At 67.6% G+C, this 15,599-nt stretch carries 20 protein-coding genes; 9 read left to right on the top strand and 11 right to left on the bottom strand.

Annotation, left to right across the window (positions count from 1 at the left end; genetic code table 11):
- Positions 1 to 202: 202 nt before the first annotated feature.
- Both ACZ6YV_RS01010 and ACZ6YV_RS01005 read right to left on the bottom strand, forming a co-directional pair.
- Positions 203 to 847: a TMEM175 family protein gene (locus tag ACZ6YV_RS01010; protein WP_465507715.1), complete on the bottom strand. Its 645-nt coding sequence runs from the start codon at positions 845 to 847 to the stop codon at positions 203 to 205.
- 23 nt (positions 848 to 870) lie between these two features.
- The gene (locus ACZ6YV_RS01005; RefSeq protein ID WP_465507714.1) at positions 871 to 1,395 is read right to left on the bottom strand and encodes a DUF6790 family protein; all 525 of its coding nucleotides are present in this window, start codon (positions 1,393 to 1,395) and stop codon (positions 871 to 873) included.
- Between the two features lie 57 nt (positions 1,396 to 1,452).
- On the opposite strand from ACZ6YV_RS01005, the gene ACZ6YV_RS01000 reads away from it, so the two are divergent.
- From ACZ6YV_RS01000 to ACZ6YV_RS00990, 3 genes are all read left to right on the top strand, one after another.
- Positions 1,453 to 1,872 carry a MarR family winged helix-turn-helix transcriptional regulator gene (locus ACZ6YV_RS01000; RefSeq protein WP_465507713.1) on the top strand — a complete coding sequence of 140 codons (420 nt, stop codon included), beginning with the start codon at positions 1,453 to 1,455 and terminating at the stop codon, positions 1,870 to 1,872.
- 61 nt (positions 1,873 to 1,933) lie between these two features.
- Complete coding sequence (locus tag ACZ6YV_RS00995) at positions 1,934 to 2,491, top strand: RDD family protein (RefSeq protein WP_465507712.1); 558 nt, start codon at positions 1,934 to 1,936, stop codon at positions 2,489 to 2,491.
- A 23-nt stretch (positions 2,492 to 2,514) separates the two neighbouring features.
- On the top strand, positions 2,515 to 2,925 hold the full coding sequence (locus ACZ6YV_RS00990) for a hypothetical protein (RefSeq protein ID WP_465507711.1): 411 nt from the start codon (positions 2,515 to 2,517) through the stop codon (positions 2,923 to 2,925).
- Positions 2,926 to 2,940: 15 nt separating this feature from the next.
- On the opposite strand, the gene ACZ6YV_RS00985 is transcribed toward ACZ6YV_RS00990, so the two are convergent.
- On the bottom strand, positions 2,941 to 3,930 hold the full coding sequence (locus ACZ6YV_RS00985) for a tetratricopeptide repeat protein (RefSeq protein WP_465507710.1): 990 nt from the start codon (positions 3,928 to 3,930) through the stop codon (positions 2,941 to 2,943).
- 249 nt (positions 3,931 to 4,179) lie between these two features.
- Here ACZ6YV_RS00985 and ACZ6YV_RS00980 point away from each other — a divergent pair, with 249 nt between their 5' ends.
- The gene (locus ACZ6YV_RS00980) at positions 4,180 to 4,608 is read left to right on the top strand and encodes a hypothetical protein (protein ID WP_465507709.1); all 429 of its coding nucleotides are present in this window, start codon (positions 4,180 to 4,182) and stop codon (positions 4,606 to 4,608) included.
- Here the strand turns inward: ACZ6YV_RS00980 and ACZ6YV_RS00975 are convergent.
- Complete coding sequence (locus ACZ6YV_RS00975) at positions 4,578 to 6,179, bottom strand: flavin monoamine oxidase family protein (protein WP_465507708.1); 1,602 nt, start codon at positions 6,177 to 6,179, stop codon at positions 4,578 to 4,580. The two genes, ACZ6YV_RS00980 and ACZ6YV_RS00975, sit on opposite strands and share 31 nt — an antisense overlap.
- Positions 6,180 to 6,582: 403 nt before the next feature.
- Here ACZ6YV_RS00975 and ACZ6YV_RS00970 point away from each other — a divergent pair, with 403 nt between their 5' ends.
- Positions 6,583 to 6,714, top strand: coding sequence for a hypothetical protein (locus ACZ6YV_RS00970; RefSeq protein WP_465507707.1), 132 nt, complete (start codon positions 6,583 to 6,585; stop codon positions 6,712 to 6,714).
- Between the two features lie 47 nt (positions 6,715 to 6,761).
- Here the strand turns inward: ACZ6YV_RS00970 and ACZ6YV_RS00965 are convergent, their stop codons facing one another.
- From ACZ6YV_RS00965 to ACZ6YV_RS00940, 6 genes are all read right to left on the bottom strand, one after another.
- Positions 6,762 to 7,103 carry a hypothetical protein gene (locus tag ACZ6YV_RS00965; RefSeq protein WP_465507706.1) on the bottom strand — a complete coding sequence of 114 codons (342 nt, stop codon included), beginning with the start codon at positions 7,101 to 7,103 and terminating at the stop codon, positions 6,762 to 6,764.
- Positions 7,104 to 7,204: 101 nt separating this feature from the next.
- Positions 7,205 to 8,152, bottom strand: coding sequence for a hypothetical protein (locus ACZ6YV_RS00960; RefSeq protein ID WP_465507705.1), 948 nt, complete (start codon positions 8,150 to 8,152; stop codon positions 7,205 to 7,207).
- A 255-nt stretch (positions 8,153 to 8,407) separates the two neighbouring features.
- Positions 8,408 to 9,586, bottom strand: a complete 1,179-nt coding sequence (locus tag ACZ6YV_RS00955) for a DUF418 domain-containing protein (RefSeq protein ID WP_465507704.1) — start codon at positions 9,584 to 9,586, stop codon at positions 8,408 to 8,410.
- 713 nt (positions 9,587 to 10,299) lie between these two features.
- Entirely contained in the window at positions 10,300 to 11,028 is a 729-nt protein-coding gene (locus ACZ6YV_RS00950) for a nucleotidyltransferase domain-containing protein (protein ID WP_465507703.1), read from the bottom strand.
- Positions 11,029 to 11,038: 10 nt separating this feature from the next.
- Positions 11,039 to 11,203, bottom strand: a complete 165-nt coding sequence (locus tag ACZ6YV_RS00945) for a hypothetical protein (RefSeq protein WP_465507702.1) — start codon at positions 11,201 to 11,203, stop codon at positions 11,039 to 11,041.
- A 12-nt stretch (positions 11,204 to 11,215) separates the two neighbouring features.
- On the bottom strand, positions 11,216 to 11,677 hold the full coding sequence (locus ACZ6YV_RS00940; RefSeq protein ID WP_465507701.1) for an STAS domain-containing protein: 462 nt from the start codon (positions 11,675 to 11,677) through the stop codon (positions 11,216 to 11,218).
- Positions 11,678 to 11,784: 107 nt separating this feature from the next.
- On the opposite strand from ACZ6YV_RS00940, the gene ACZ6YV_RS00935 reads away from it, so the two are divergent.
- The 3 genes from ACZ6YV_RS00935 to ACZ6YV_RS00925 all read left to right on the top strand — a co-directional run bounded on the left by ACZ6YV_RS00935 (position 11,785) and on the right by ACZ6YV_RS00925 (position 14,029).
- Positions 11,785 to 12,609, top strand: a complete 825-nt coding sequence (locus ACZ6YV_RS00935) for an alpha/beta fold hydrolase (protein WP_465507700.1) — start codon at positions 11,785 to 11,787, stop codon at positions 12,607 to 12,609.
- Positions 12,606 to 13,064, top strand: coding sequence for a GbsR/MarR family transcriptional regulator (locus tag ACZ6YV_RS00930; RefSeq protein ID WP_465507699.1), 459 nt, complete (start codon positions 12,606 to 12,608; stop codon positions 13,062 to 13,064). The genes ACZ6YV_RS00935 and ACZ6YV_RS00930 overlap by 4 nt, the downstream gene beginning before the upstream one ends.
- Before the next feature lie 140 nt (positions 13,065 to 13,204).
- Complete coding sequence (locus tag ACZ6YV_RS00925) at positions 13,205 to 14,029, top strand: SAM-dependent methyltransferase (protein WP_465508496.1); 825 nt, start codon at positions 13,205 to 13,207, stop codon at positions 14,027 to 14,029.
- A gap of 19 nt (positions 14,030 to 14,048) precedes the next feature.
- Here ACZ6YV_RS00925 and ACZ6YV_RS00920 read toward each other — a convergent pair whose 3' ends face one another.
- On the bottom strand, positions 14,049 to 14,519 hold the full coding sequence (locus ACZ6YV_RS00920; protein WP_465507698.1) for a MarR family winged helix-turn-helix transcriptional regulator: 471 nt from the start codon (positions 14,517 to 14,519) through the stop codon (positions 14,049 to 14,051).
- A gap of 58 nt (positions 14,520 to 14,577) precedes the next feature.
- Between ACZ6YV_RS00920 and ACZ6YV_RS00915 the strand changes: the two genes are divergently transcribed.
- Complete coding sequence (locus ACZ6YV_RS00915) at positions 14,578 to 15,504, top strand: EamA family transporter (RefSeq protein WP_465507697.1); 927 nt, start codon at positions 14,578 to 14,580, stop codon at positions 15,502 to 15,504.
- Positions 15,505 to 15,599 lie beyond the last annotated feature (95 nt).

Genomic DNA, 15,599 nt, shown 5'->3' with positions numbered 1-15,599 from the left:
CGACTGGGTGGAACCGAGGTGTCATCACTCTGACAGTGCAGTCGACGAACACGAATGGGTCTCCGCGTTCCGCTTTCCCTTGCATTTCGTGAACGCGGGGAAGCGGCTGACGGGATGTCGACCCGCCGACCCCTTCGGCTATCACTTACACGTATCGGACTGCACAGGGGCCTGCGTTCAGATACCGCCCGTGTGAACCGGATCAGGCATCGGACGGCCTCCGGTCCTGGACGCGGCGGGCGATGGCGAGCGCGATCGGCGCCGCGAGCCAGCACAGGTACGCGCCGGCGTCCTCGGTCAGGAACGCGACGGGAATGGACACCCCGAACACCGCGACCAAGCAGACGCTGCGCGTCAGGCTCTGGGCGAACACCCGGGGTGGGCCGTCCGTCCGGTAGAGGTGTTCGCGCCGGATCTCCCGGATGATGAGCGCGAACGACGCGGACGCCAGAACCTGCACCAGCGCGTACAGGCTGAACCGGAGTGGGAAGGCGCCCTCGGCGGTGATCACCCGCGTCGCGAACGGCATCAGGACCTGCATGAACAGCCATGCGAAAGTGAGGCTGATCAGGCGGCCGCTCAGTGAGCGGACGTAGGGGAAGATCTCGTGGTGGGCGCGCCAGTGGGCGGCGATCACCACGAAGCTGAGCGCGAAGGCGAGGTATTCCTTGCCGTGGGCCGCCACCGAGTTCAGCATGGCGCCGGTGGTGTCGCCGTGGGGGATCGGGAGATCCAGGGCCAGCAACGTGAGCGCGATGGCGATCGCCGCGTCGACGAACATGGTGAGCCGCTCGGTGGAGGCCCTCCCGATCGCTTCGCCGGGGTTGTGACTGGTCTGTGTGTTCATGGTCGGAAACAACTCCAGCGGTCTCAGGCGGCGATTTCCGCGGCCGGTCGTGGCGTGGTCTCGAATCGCCGGGACCGGACGGCAAGGATGATCATGACCGCCGGGATCAGGATGTCGGTGACGATGACTCCGCCGGTGTTTCCGGGGGCGTGGTCACCGTTGGCGAACCACTGGTAGACGTGACCGACGACGGCTCCCCAGAGGAACATCCCGCCGCCGAGGCCGATGGTGAGGCGTTCGCGTGCGGATGCCGAGGCCGCTCGGAAGCCCAGGATGGCCATGCCGAGGTTGGCGAAGGCGATTTCGAACATGAAGGGGGTCCGGTCGAAGCCGATCGCCGTGGCCATGACGTCCGGGAAGGCGAGGAAAGCGACCGTCATCCACAGGCTGCCGCAGCCGAAGGCGCCGATGGCCCACCAGCGCTGCCAGATCTCGAGCCGTTCCCGGGGTGACGTGGCGTGGCGGGCGCGGATGGCTGCTCCGACGGCGGGCACCACGACCCAGACCAGCGGGAAGGCGGATTGGGCGAGGAAAGAGAAGTTGTCCATGGCCCCAGTCTTGCCTGGTTAATATTAACTTGTCAACACTCTGGTACAGTAAGTGTCGTGGATGACGGACTCGCAGACTTGTTGCACCGCGTGGTCATGCTGCTGGGCGAGGCGACCCGGCGGCGCACTGACGACCTCGACGGCTTGACCTACAGTCAGATACGGCTTCTGGGCACATTGGAGGACATCGAGCCGGCGACGCAGCATCGGCTCGCGCAGGCGATGTCGGTGTCCGACCCGGCGATCAGCCGGGCGCTGCGACCGCTCGAGGCGGACGGCCTGGTGCAGATCGTCGTCGACCCCGAGCACGCGCGGCGGCGGCTGGTCCGGCTCACCGAGTCCGGCCGGAAAGCCTTCCATGTCGCCGGGAAGCCGCTTTACGACGAGTTCCGCCAGGCGCTCGTCGCGGCTGGGTTTCCTTACGAGCGCTACCTCGAAGACACCCTTCGGCTGGCCGAAATCCTCACGCCTGACTGAGGGGCGGCAGGGGTCGAACGGACCACATCGTCCGCGGGGTGCGTCGGATACGCTCTGGATCATGACTGTCCAGAGGCCAGACAGGCTGCTTTCCCGGCAGGACAGGGTCAAGATCCAGGAACAGGTGCTCGGTCCGCGAGCCGCCAAGCGGGTGGCGTCCTTTCGTGACGGCGTGTCCTATGTGGAGGCCGGTGCCTGGAGGCAGTTTTTGGCCTGGCTGATCGATTTCGTCGTGTTCGTTCTCGGTGTGGGAGTCGGCGTCATCGTCTTGGTCGTCGTGGATCGCTCGGCGAACCTCGACGGTGGGCTGATCGCCCTGTCCATCGTGGCGATCCTGTTCGCGGTGCCGTCGCTGTACGGCGTGTGCTACCGGAACGGCCGTGCGCTCGGCGCGGTCGTCGCCGGTACCAGGCTCGTGCGGATGGCCGACGGTGGCCGGATCGGCGGCAAGGCGCCCTGGGCGATGGTGGTCAGGACGGTACTGATGCCGCTGCTGCTCGCCACGGTGGTCGTGGGCGCGCTCGCCGGAGGCGGTGCGGCGCCGGGTGGCTCGCTGGTCAGAGTCAGCGTGGACGTCGACGCCACCGGCAGGCTCCGCGCGGCAGGCATCACCCGGTGACCACCGGGAAAGGGCCGGCTTCGATGACACGAAGCAAGCGACTGTGGTGGTTGCCGGCACTGCTGGCGGGCTTCCTGCTGCCGGTCTCAGGGTGTTCGACGGGCGCCGTCAGATGTGAGAAGGCGTTCGCCGCGGCGGCGATGTCGGTCTACGGCGTGACTTCCGCGGTGTGGGACTGCAGCGAGCAGTTCGGTGGCGGCTGGCAGCGCGGTGACGTGGTGATCGAGGCGGCGGACAAGGCCGAGGCGACTGCGGTGATGGAGGCGGTCATGCGGGCTTTCGCCGCGTCGCCGGACATCGAGGATCGTTGGTCGACTCCGCAGGAGTACAGGACGCACGACCGGTCGATCGTGGTCGGTGCGGGTGCGCTGGGGTTCAACGGACCGCCCCGGGTCCGTGAGGTGCGCGAGCACTTCGGCATCACGCCCGGGTGAGCGCCGAAACTCTGCCTACGCCGCGGTTCGGAGATCCGCGATCCGGTCGGCGAGGTCGCGTGCGTCGGAGTTGGCCCGGCGCAGATGCGCTTGCGTCCACAACGGGCGCAACCGGTCCGCGAGGCGGGTGGAGTTCAAGCTCGCCGCGCTGGTCAGCACCGCGTCGGCCACCCTCATCGAATGATCGGCGTCTCCGTGGACGAGGTGGCTCGTGGCCAGCATTGTCAGGCAGAACGCCTTGCTGCGCGCCATCGCGCACGTGTAGGAATCGACCACGCCGGTCAATTCGATGATCGCCGGGCCGGCGTAGGCGGGATCCGCGGTGGTGGCGAGCTCGTTGTGCACCGTCCCGGCCATCGCCGCGAGGTCGGTCTCGCCGAAGAACGCCGCATACGGCGGAACGTCGGTCAGGTCGGACTCGTCGAAGGCCGCGCGTGCCCAGTCCAGCCACCTGATCGCCTGCCGGCTGTCACCGAGTTGCGCGTACGCCCAGGCCATGTTCGCGCGCAGCACGCTCAGCATCAGCGGCGAACCGCCGGACACGGCCGCCCGCTCGCCGCGCCGGAACGCGCCGAGTGCCTGCCGAGACCGGCCGTAGTGCAGGAACACCCGCCCCTTGCGGTAGCAGATGTTCGAGACCAGTACGGCGTCTTCACCCGCGTCTGCCAGCCGCAGCGCCCTGTCGAACGCGGCGTGCGCGAGATCGGCCCGGCCGTCGTCGAAAGCCGTCCACCCCAACAGATTCGTCAGATCCGCCAACGCGGTGCACAGCCGCCGCCGCACCGGATCGTCGCAGTCCCGACCGAGAAGACGCGACGCCCGGAGTCGATGGTCCGCCACGGCGTCCGAGCACCGGCCGCCGCCGTAGCGGTAGTCCAGCGCACGGAGCCTCCTCGTCTCCGCTTCGACCTTCCGCACGTCGTCGAGCCCGAGGCGGCCACGGGCATCCGCCGGCCAACCGCTCCTCGCAGGGGCGGAGATACACGTGGCGGGCTCGTCCTGCATGACGCTCACCTCGGTATTCGAGCGGCCCCCTGGGGTTTGCTCCACCATGGCGTACTCCGCGGACTGCTTCGAGAGTCGAAAGTCCCCTCCGACCAGTGAAAACAGACCAATCCTGTCGGCATCGGCCCGATCATCCCCGCAGGAAGGTGCAGCTGCCTCGGGACGCCGACGAGCAGATTTTTGTAGCACGGCCATGCTATTTCTGATGTAGCATGGCCGCGCCACAAACCTGACGGACTGGAGACTCCCATGAGCGACGCACTCATCGTCGGCGCGATCTTCCTGGTCATCGTGCTGATCACCCAGGTCGGCGTTCGCCCGCACAACCTCTTCCTGGCGGTGATGCCGTTCGTGACCGCCGCCGTGATGGGCTACCTCGTCCTCGGTCTCGGGCCGCATCGCTACGCCTCCGGTGACCTCGGCATCGCGGTGGTCGGAACGGCGATCGGGGCTTTCTTCGGGCTGTGCCTCAACCGCACCATGACCCTGCGACGAGACCCGGCGCGGAACGGTCGCCTGTACACCAGGGACGGCGTCGCCTACCTGGCCATCTGGCTGTCCGTGCTGCACGGCATGAGCGTCACCCGGGAGATCGCGCTGCTGCTGCGCGCCCGGCGTATCCCCCGGGTGGCCGCCGCACCGGTCGATCAGCGGGACAGGACGCGCTCGTGCAGCTGACTGACCGCCAGTCGGGCGGACTCGAACGCGCCGGCCTGCCAGCTGGACAGGTGACTGAGCCAGTCGCCCGCGAAGTACAGCCGACCGGCGGGTTTGCCGAGCAAGCGGTAAGCCGGGGTGCCCACCGGGGGAATCGCCCAGGCGCCTTCGATATGCGGTATCAGGTGCCAGGCAACCGAGAACGAGTTCGTCAGCTCGGTGCGGTGTTTCGCGCCGTGGATCTTGACCCCTTGCGCCACCGCCCGCCGCACCCGCTCGCTGGGCTGGAGATCCCCGTATCTCCTGGCATGCTCGTCGTAACAGTAATTCACGAGAAGCCCGCGCGGGCCATGGAAACCCTGTGACGGATACCAGAGGTGCTCGATGTCGAGGTCGGTCTCGGTGATCCCGCCGTAGATCCGGTGGTCGGTTTCCCACCACCGGCTGCGGTACTCCAGGCCGATCTTCGCGGCCGTGTCGATCGACCAGGTGCCGAGCGCTTTCTGTACTTCCGCGCCGAGGTTGTGCGGAATCCTGGCCAGGACATGCGGCGGAAGGGTCGCGACGCAGTAGTCGGCGGTGATCTGGCGCTGCTCGCCGTTCGAGTCGAGGTAGGTGACGGTGACTTCGTCCGGTCCGCCGGTGATCCTGGTGACCACGGTGCGCAGCCGAATACGATGCTTGCCGATCTCACGGGCCAGGGCCATCGGGATCCGGTCCATGCCGCCGACCGGTTGGAACATCAGCATCGCCTGGTCGTAGTCGAATTCGAAAGAGAAGTACCGGCCGGTGCCGTCGGCGAACGTCCGGCCGAGCGAGGGGACCGGGCCGAGCGGCGTGCCTGCCTGATCACCGGCGCCCGGATCGACCGAGTAGCCGCGTCGCGGGGTGCCACGGTAGCGCCGGTTCGCCGCCTTGCCACCGATCGCGCCCCAGTCCCGCAGGAAAACCAGCAGTCGTTCCTTGTCCGCCTCGGTGAGTTCACCGTCCAGCGCGTGCCTGTCGGTGGCTTTGGAGAGCAGTTCGCTGACGTATCCGTATACATCCGCCTTCGCCGTGCGGTACCGGACCGGTTCCCGCATTCCGGCCGCCTCGTTGTACAGGAAAGCGTTGGCGTTGCTATTCGTGAACACCTCGATCGGAACACCCAGTTCGCGACAGTAGTCGAGGGTGACCATCCACTGCGGGATCCGGCCAGGACCGGTATTCATGTAGACATCGTCACTGAAGCGAGCCGTCTGCTTGTTCCCGCGGACATCGGTCTGCACCGTGCCGCCGCGGGCGGTGAAGTTCCGCCCGCCCGTGCGGTCCCTGGCCTCCAGGATGGTGCAGTCATAACCCGCCTTGCCCAATTCGTAGGCGCTGGTCAAACCTGCTATTCCGCCACCCAGAATCACCACTTTCGCCTTACCGCGTCCCGAAAGGGCGAAATCCGAACGCTGGGGCGCGCGGAACGGCGGAGCCGCCTGCGCCGTCGGCGCGAGCCCCAGCGCCCCCATGGTCGCGAACAGCGTCCCCGCGCCACCGGCAGCCCCTACCGCGGCAAGGAAATCCCGTCTTCGTAATCCGGGTCTCCAGTCTGAATCAGTCATCGAAAAACCGCCCTCTCCTCCGGGTTCTTCGGATATCGGAAGGCAGTCGGCCCCGCGATGCGCGAAACGGTGTACCCCAGTCCGTCGCACGTCACTGAATCCGGAGACCTATTCGCGCGGCCGAGTGCTCCTGCGACTGTACGTCAGATTGTCGCTTGTCCTCAATGCGGTATCCTGTGCGATCGATCCGCTCCGTAATCTCGATGGTGGATATCGCAGTACTGCCGCGGCCCTGAATGAGTATCGAGTAGAAACGCCATGGGCGAAGAATGGATGCCGTGATTCGGCCCGCCATTTCGGCGTGCGGAGAGAACTGTCCATCATGGACACTCTGGCGTGGCTGTGTCGGCGCTCCGTGCGGTGTCGCGCCGCCGCTTTCTGCTCAGGAGGCAGTACGCCGTGGATGACAAGGCTGCATGCGCAGTCGACGATGCTGGTTTCCGACGCCCGGGGCCTTGCGGCCGTGCTCGCCGAGGCCGTCGCGAAGGGCGCGGGCGAAGTCGTGCATCCGGCTGGGTCACCACGTCATCGGTGACCGCTCTCTCACCGGGTGCGAATCGGGTCGCCCCTGAATTCGGCTCCTCAGCCGAATTCGCGTTCTGCGTCCGCGAAGGTCCTGGGATCGACGTGGGGCTTCCCCGACTGCAGCAGCCATCGCTCCAGCGCCCGTCCGGAGTCGGTGCGGAAAAGGGTGCCGTCGTTCTGGGTGATTTGCACTATTCCGCGCTGGACCAGCGCGGTGGCGGCGCCGGTGCGCACGATGAAGCCGCGGTAGCCGAGGTTGTTGGCGATCCGGCCCTCGGACGCCTTTGGGAGGGACTCGAGTTTGCGCTGGAACTCGGCTGCTTCCGCGTTCCGCAAGGTCCAAGCCGGGTTCGGCATCCCCGAGAAGAGGTCGAGCTCGACGGATACGTTTTCGGCCACGGTGGTGTTCCCTCCTGGCGTCGTCGGCGCCGTGCTGCAAGCGCACAGGACGAGCGCCAGGAGGATCCACCGGAGACCGGAAAATGCGGTGATGGCTGCTCCTAGGCGACGAGGGCTGTGCTGTTGTTCTGGTAGAAGTACCCGCAGAAGTCGGTGTAGTTCCCCCGGCAGCAGTTGTTGGGAGCGTATCCCTGGCCGTTGTACTGGTAGATGCTGTGGCCGCAGTCGTCGGTGTACTTGGCGGGTGTCCCGCCGGGTTTGTGGCCCCACCACCAGTACGGCGCGTCGGTGACGAGCCGGTAGAAATGGTAGTCGCGGTTCGGCCAGATCACCAGCACGATGGTCAGGCCGTTGGTCTGGCAGCCGTCCTTCCAGCCGTCCGCGTAAAGACCATTGGTCACGCCGCCACAGGTGATCGAGGTCGCGGGCCGTCCGCCGCGCTTGCCCGGCAGCGCGTACCGCACCCCCGCCAGGTGGTTGCTGGCGAAGCAGTAACAGTTGTTCCGGCCGACGTTTTCGGGCTGGTTGAACAGGGACGCGTTCGCGTTGAAGTAGTTCGAGTTGCAATCCCACCAAGTCGCGCCTTCGGCGTGCACGTCACCCGGTTCGTTGGGGGAGTGCGCTCCTTCGCCTTCCAAGCCGGAAATAGCGGTGCCGCCCGCGTGGCTGCTGACGAATCCGGCGGGATCCACGGCGTCGAAGGACGACTGCACCAAGTCGATGCCATTCGCCGCGACTTCGCGCAATTCGTCGTCGACTCCGGCGTCCGGGTAACTCCCGGAGGTCTGCAAGAGCCACTCGGCGACAGGCTCCGTCGCGGGTTTGCTGCCGATCCGGAATTCGCCGGGGAGCGGTGTTCCCCAGGCGGAAGTGAGTTTGTTCCAAGGGCCGTCGTCCGTCTTGGTCAGCCGGACGAGCAGGCCTCGATAGCCGAGACTGAACTGTTCGTCGAGTGTGGCCGACGGCGAGACCTGGGCCGGGTCGGCCGAGATTCTTTCGATGAGTTCCTGCTCCTCTCTCCCCGAGAGGGTCCAGGTTGGATTAGGCATACCTGAGAAGATGTCGAGTTCGACTTCGAGCACGGCTGCACCTCACCTTTGACATGGGCTCGTCCACGAAAGAGGGGTGGCGCTTACCTTCCCCTCCCCGGATCCTTTGTACTCCGGCGAGGGGGAATCGAATAGGGACTTAGTGCTCCTCGTGTGGTTCGCGGCCGGCTGTTTCCCCAAAATATGCCCAATCGGGCAATCGGGCCCGGTCGCTTTCGGTCTACTACTGGAAAACTTTTGACACGGCGGAAATTCTCAGTCGGCCCGCCGCCGTGGTGTGTAAAGGCGATGCATGAGTAGTTCGAGCGGGCCGCGGTCGAAGTAGCGAAGCCACACGACGGCGAAGGCGACGTTCACCAGTCCGACGAATCCCCAGAGCCCGACGATCCACCAGGGGCGGGCGTCCGCGAAACGCTCGGCGAGTCCGAGACCCCAGCCGTAGCAAAGGATGCCGGCCAGCAGGTTCTGGAGCACGTAGCAGGAGAGGGCGGTGCGCCCGACCGACATCAGTCCACTTCGGACGATCCCTGGCGTGTCGCGCATCCGGAGGGTGAGATGGGTGACCAGGGCGAGCAGGCCCAGTGCGACGAGCGGTGGCAACAGGTACCTGTCGACGAGCAGCCAGTCCGGCCCGCTGAAGGCTGTCAACACGTTCAGCGGCAGAGCGACGGCGAAGCCGAGTACGAGCAGCCGGGAACGGAGCCGCCCGCCTTCGACCGTGTCTTCGAAGACACCGGCCCTGCGCAAGCGTGAACCGAGCAGGAACAGGACGACGGCGGAGGGCACGATCAGGATCATCTCGACCCGTAACAGCAGGAAGTCGTTCAGCCGGACGGCGACCTGAGCGGGCCAGCTGGCCGTTGCGGAGGGGTCCACCGGGGGCGGCTCGCCGGAGATGTCCGGTGTGGCCACGAGCAGCGCGGTCACGGCGAGCAGCAGCGTGGCGTACACGCCACCCACCACGGCGACGACGTTGCGTACGACTCGATCGCTCCGGCCGACGAGGTACGCGACGAGCAGCGAGGTGAGCCCGTAGGCCATGAGCACGTCGGCTTCGAACACGAGCAGATAGTGCGCGAATCCTTCCAGGAAGAGAATGCCCGCCCGGAGCGGATACCTGCCCGGCCAGGGAACACCGCGCCGCCGGGCGGACTGGTACTGCAACTCCAGGCCCACGCCGAACAGGATCGTGAGCAGGGCGAGGAATTTTCCGTTGCTCAGCAAGCGAAGACCGATTTCGGCGCGCTCGGCGAAGGTCGTCGCGGCGCCGGTGAAGTCCTGGAAGAATCCCATGGGCCCGCCGGGATGCGCGAAAAGGAACACGTTCGTCCCGAACGTGCCGAGAATCGCCACCCCTCGGAGCAGGTCGAGAGAAGGGATTCGCCGACCGCCGGAGTGCTTGGCGGCGGCGACGGCCGAAGTCCGGTGAGTCATACCGTCGAGCGTGCCATCGTCCGCGTCCGGCACCCTCGGCCGTTGGAATGATCTTGCCGTGGTCACTTCGTAGTATTCCGGCCCGCGGCTCGCTCGCGCCCGCGATTCCGTTGAGTGATTCTTCGACGGCGGGGCGGGAACCAAGGAGGGACAAACGATTCCGTCGTTTGCTCGCCAGCCTCCCTGCCAGGGGCGTTCGAAATGATCCGGTCACGAACCGTGGTTCCGGCGCTGTCGACTGGGCTGATCGGCTGTCACACTTCCGGGGGTCGCCGTATCCTTCGGAGGGACTAGGGAGACGCACGACCATCCCGGCCCCGGTTGGCCGGGTGGGGCTCCGCGCGGATCGCCGGGGTGTTGCGAAAGTGGCTTTCGCAACGTCGGCCGTAGTGGCGGGGCCAGGTGGTCGTGAGTGGCGATTCGGTTCAGAGCCGAGGGTGCCTACTGGGCTCCGGCTGGGGTTTGTTTCGCGGGCCGGTCCGTGAAGGCCTCCTTCACGGAACTCAGGCGACCAGGGTGCAGGTACCGACCCAGGCCTCACCGCCGCCTTGTCACGCACCAGGTGGCGGAAGCGGCCAGCTTTCGACCTTGACGTACAGGCGCACGGTTCCGCCGCGGTACGTGCGGCAATAGTTCTCGAGCTGTGCGCAGCTCGTGACGAATCCGCGGCGAAAGTCGCTGATCGCGAGGATGCGGGAATCGACCGGCTGCGCTCAGAGCGCGCGACGGAGAGCAGCCGCTCGCTTGGCGTCGTGGTGTTCGACGGCGGTCAGATACTGCCGTAGCAGAGCCTGCCGAGACCGTTCGAGCTCCGTCAAGTCGACCGAGGTCGCCCGGGCGGCTCTCAACGCCTCCAGGGCGGGCGCGGGCAGACGGTCGACCTCGCGACCGTGCCAAGGGTTCAAACCGTTCCGCAGGCACAGCAACGTGATGATCTGGTCGCGGAACTCGTCGAGCATCGTGACGGCTTGCCATGTCCGCTCGCGGGCGATCGCCGTGCGGGCGTGCAGCGCGTAGAGCCAGGCCATGCCGATCGTCTGCTCGCCGGCGGGTTCCGGCGACCTCGTCGGCTCGTTGGCCTGACCGAAGACGAGCCGGAAGCCGTTTTCGGTGGCGCGGAACAGTTCGCGTGGCCAGAACGACAGGTCGATCTGGAGTGACGAGTCGAGCAGGAACACCCGGTAGCGAACTCCCTCGCGCGAAATCACGTCGAGGGTGTCGGCGACCCCGAACTCGTCGTCGAGCGATCGAGTCCACCGCGCGACGACCGAGGGCTCGTCCGCGTCGTCGGCGAGCTGGAGGACGAGATCGATGTCCGACCAGCGGTCCTCGGCGTCGCGAGCGGCCGAGCCGACGAGAGCGGCACCGACGATGTCCGCGTCACGGCGGGCCGCGGCGATCAGTTCTTCACGGACTCGGGCGCGTTCGGCGACTTCGAACATCCTGTTCCCCTCAGGTGCGTTGGAACTCGACCGCGATGGGCCGTGTGTCGAGGTCGGCCCGGAGGATCTTGCTCTCCACGACGAAATCGGGCAAGACCGTGAGGTCGCCGCCGTCCAGGACCGGGAAGAACCGGGTTCCTTCTTCGAGGACGAACACGTGCGCTGTCAGGCGCATGTGCCTACGGGGTCACACCTGCTCGATCCCGGTCCACCGGATTCCGTCGCCGGCGGTCTTCAGCCACTTGCGGGCGTCGGCCGGCCGCCGGTGCACCACCAGGCTGGTGTTGAGGCGCAGAGTGCGCAAGGGACGCAGGATGGCGTACGCGGCGGTGTGGACCGCGAAGGGCACCCTGTCGCGTTGCGCGTCCGAGTGCGCTGTCAGCAGTTCCCAGAAGGTGCTGGCCGAGCCGAAGGTCATCGTGGTCGCGTCGATCAGGAGTGCTCGCGGTCTGGCGGCGATCGCGTCGGCGAGGCAGGCGCGCAGCGAGTCCTTCCGCGTGGCGTCGAAGTCTCCGCGCAGTGCCACGATCATCGCGTCACCGTGCCAGGTCGTCTCTTCGAAACCCTCGCGTGGCATGGGGATCCGGGAATAGTCGAGCTCGCGTGCCGAGGCGCGCGCGGGAGAGCGAAGTGACCCGTTGGGGGACATGACGTCGTCTCCTCGGATTTGAGCGTTCGTTGCCGCTGCGCGAAAGAAGATCATAACCCGGCCGATCCCGGCGTCGGCCCGCGACTCGGATACGCTAGATTTAGTAAATGGTGAATTTGGATCGCGAGCTCGCCAGGGAAGGCGCCGTACTGCGGTACGGCGATCTCGCGGGGGAGGGGCGGCCCGTGGTCTTCACCCACGGCGCCGGGATGGACCACCGGATGTTCGACGCGCAGGCGGTCGCCCTGCACCAGGCCGGCCACCGGGTCGTCAGCTGGGATCAGCGCGGCCACGGCGGGTCGGAACTCGCGCCGGGTGCCCGGTTCACCGCGGCGACCGCACTCGGCGATCTGATCGCCCTCCTCGATCATCTCGGTCTCGACAGGCCGATCCTCGTCGGGCATTCGCTCGGCGGGAACCTCTCGCAGGCGCTCGTCCGCGAACTCCCCGAACGCGCGTCCGGCCTCATCGTCGTGGACTCCACCTGGAACACCGGGCCGCTCACCGCGGCCGAGCGGTTCTTCTTGAAACTCGCCGCGCCTTCACTGGCGATCGTCCCCGCGTCGCGGCTTCCGGGCCTGATGGCCAAGGCGTCGGCCGTCACGCCTCAGGGGATCGCCGGGTCGGAAGCCGTCTTCGCGCGCATGCCCAAGCGCGTGTTCCTCGATGTCTGGCGGGCCACCGTGTCGTTCGTGGACCCTGATCCGGGCTACCGCACACCGGTGCCGCTGGGCCTCATCCGTGGCGGCGGCGACGGTACCGGCAACATCGCGACCGCGATGCCGCGCTGGGCGAAGGCCGAAGGCGTGGCCGAGCACGTCGTCCCCGGCGCGGGCCACGTCGTCACCCTGGACGCGCCGGACGCGGCCACGCGGGCCGTCCGGGACATCATCGACGGCTGGGGCACGCGACTCGACGGGAGCCCGTCGTGACGGACGGCGAGCGCGCGCGGTTCGTCGCGGCCATGGGCGACTTCCTCGCGTCGTGGAACCTGCCCCGTGCTACTGGCCGCGTCTACGGGAGGCTCCTGCTCAACGCCGCCCCGGCGTCGCTCGACGAACTCGGCGCGGCACTCGAACTGAGCAAAGGCGCGGTGAGCACGGCCGTCCGGGAGCTGGTTTCCTGGGGGCTCGCCCGGACCATCCCGCAGCCGGGCAGCCGCCGCCTCCTCATCGAGGCGGTGGGCGGGTTCGAACAACTCCTGGCGGCCAGCCACGAACGGACCCGGGCCTTCATCCGGGTTCTCCGGGACGGCACGGACAGCGCCGAGGACGACCACGCCAGGTCCCGCCTCTCGGGGATCGCGGCGTTCTTCGAGTCCTATGTGGACGCTGGTGAGCAGATGCTGCGGGGACGCCCTGGTCCCGCCCGCCGGGCTCAGCCGTAAGGCGTCGTCGGGGTTCCGCCCGCGACCCCGACATCGGCGTCGCCTGCGCCTGCGGCAAACCGCGCCCGGCCGACCCCGGATCCGGTACTGTGCTGGGACTTGACGCGCCGCTTGCGAAGATCTTGGAGATCGAGATGAGCATGGATGAGGCCGCACGGTTGAGTGCGGCGGTGGACAAGGTCTCGGTGGGGCGGGTGTACGATTATCTGCTCGGCGGGACGCATAACTACGCTGTCGACCAGGCTTTCGCCGAGAAACAGCTCGCCGTGCTGCCGGAGATCCGCGACTTCGCCCGGGCGAACCGGGCGTTTCTCGGTCGCGCGGTCCGCTTCATGGTCGGGCAGGGGATCCGGCAGTTCGTGGACATCGGCTCCGGGCTGCCGACGCAGGGCAACGTGCACGAAGTCGCCGACGAGGTGGCCCCGGGCGAATGCCGCGTCGTCTACATCGACAACGAGCCGATCGCTCGCGCGCACGCGCAGATCCTGCTCGAACAGACCGCGGACCCGGCCCGGCACGCCGCGCTGGACGCCGACTTCTTCGACCAGTCCGAGCTGTGGGAACGCGTGCTGGACACCGGCCTGATCGACCGGACCCAGCCCGTCGGGCTCCTGCTGGTGGCCCTGCTGCACTTCATGCCCGACGAGCAGAACCCGCACGCGGTGCTCGGCTTCCATCGCGCGATGCTGCCGCCGGGGAGCTTCCTGGCGGTGTCGCACATCCATGTCGCGCCCGAGGACGTCGAGACCCGGAACGCGGGCAAGCGGGTGGCCGAGGAGTACGGACGGCGGACCAATCACACCGCGATCATGCGGTCGCGTGAGCAGGTCGCCGAGTTCTTCGGGGATCTGGAACTGGTCGAGCCCGGTCTGGTGTGGCTGCCTCAATGGCGGCCCGGCATCGCCGAATCCGACGCCGAAGCCGCTCGTTCGCGCGGTCTGGCCGGCGTGGCCCGCACTCGCTGAGTCGCCTGCCGCTCCCGCGTCAGGTGGCCCGGTCGTCGTTCTGGCGGCTTTCCAGCTCCCGCAAGGAAAGCGTCAGCCGTCGCAGGGTGCCGCGGGCCTCCTGCAGCGTGTCCTCGTCGAGGCCGGCGGTCGACGTGACCCTTTGACGCGAGTGCTCACTGACTTCCCAGAGCCGGTCGAGCAAGGCGCGGCCCGTCGGGGTGACGCCGACCTTGGGCGACCGGAGGTTGCCCGGATTCGGCTGCCGGAACAGGTCACCCGACTCGACGAGATCGTCGACGACGCGCTGCACGCCTTGGCGCACCTGCCCGAGCCGGCGCGCGATTTCCGGTACGGCCGCCGGTTCCTCCGACACCGCGCTCAAGACGTGCCAGCGCGCGACCGTGGTTCCTTCGCCGACGGCCTCGCGCTCGCCGATCCGGCGGCTCAGGCCCGCCAGTTCGTACACGTCGGCGATCAGCAGCCGGTATGCGTCCACTGCACCGCTCACCGTCACGCTCCTTGTCTCCGCGTTGACAGCATGTTGTCGTCGATGGCAGCATACTGTCATGGGGATCTGGCGGTGCGCGGCCACGGCGCGGCGCCCGGACGGCGTGGGGAAGACGGTCGTGCCCGCCGATCGCACCGTGCTCCCGCTGCTCGCGCTTTACGTGTGCTGGGGTTCGGCGATCCCGGCGATGAAGCTGATGGTCGATACGATCCCGCCGGTCGGGGGAGCGGCGCTGGTCTTTTTGCTCGCCGGGGTCGTGCTCGCCGGTGTGGCGCGCGGGCGTCCGCGGCCCACACGACGGCAGGTGTGGACCCTGACGGCCGCCGGGGTGTTGTTGCTGGTGGGCGGGCAAGGGCTCGCCACGGTGGCGTTGACCGCGGTGACGGCCAGTCTCGGGGCGATCCTCGCCGCGGCGATTCCGCTGTGGGTGGTGCTTCTCAGCGGTCTGACCGGGGCCCGGGCAGCGGTCGCGTCGTGGATCCGCCTCGTGGCGGGGTTCGGCGGCATCGTGATCGTCGTGCTGACCGCGCCGGGCAGGGCCATCGGCGGGGCGCCCTGGGCGGTCGTGGCGTTCTGTGTCGCGCCGATCCTCTGGGCCGCGGGAAGTCTTCTGACGGCGAACGTCGACCGCCCGCTCGACCGGGTGGTCGCCAGCGCGGTCCAGTTGCTCGCCGGTGGGACGGTGCTGCTGGTGGTCGCGCTGTCTCTCGGCCAGCTCGATCCGAGTCGGTGGGCGGAGGTCAGCTGGACTTCGGCCGGAGCCGCCGTCTTCCTGCTCGTTTTCGATTCGCTCGTCGGGTTCATGCTCTACATCCGCCTGTTGGAGAGCGCGCCTGCTTCGCTGGTCAGTACGTACGCCTACGTCACACCACTGGTCGGTGCCGCGATCGGCGCGACCTTGCTCGACGAGCCGCTGTGGGTGGGCGCTTTCGCCGGCGGCGCTTTGGTACTCGGCGCGGTCGCGCTCGAACTGCGCGCCCGCTGAATCCGCGTCAGGGGCCTTCTTCTCGGTGCGTCTGTCTACTGTGGACTTACGGCGTCACGTGACATATGACTCGTTCGTGAACGATCGTGCGTTCT

The sequence above is a fragment of the Amycolatopsis sp. NPDC102522 genome (assembly GCF_055584485.1).
Note: the sequence above shows the minus strand (reverse complement) of the source record. Positions and strands in the feature narration are given on the sequence as shown.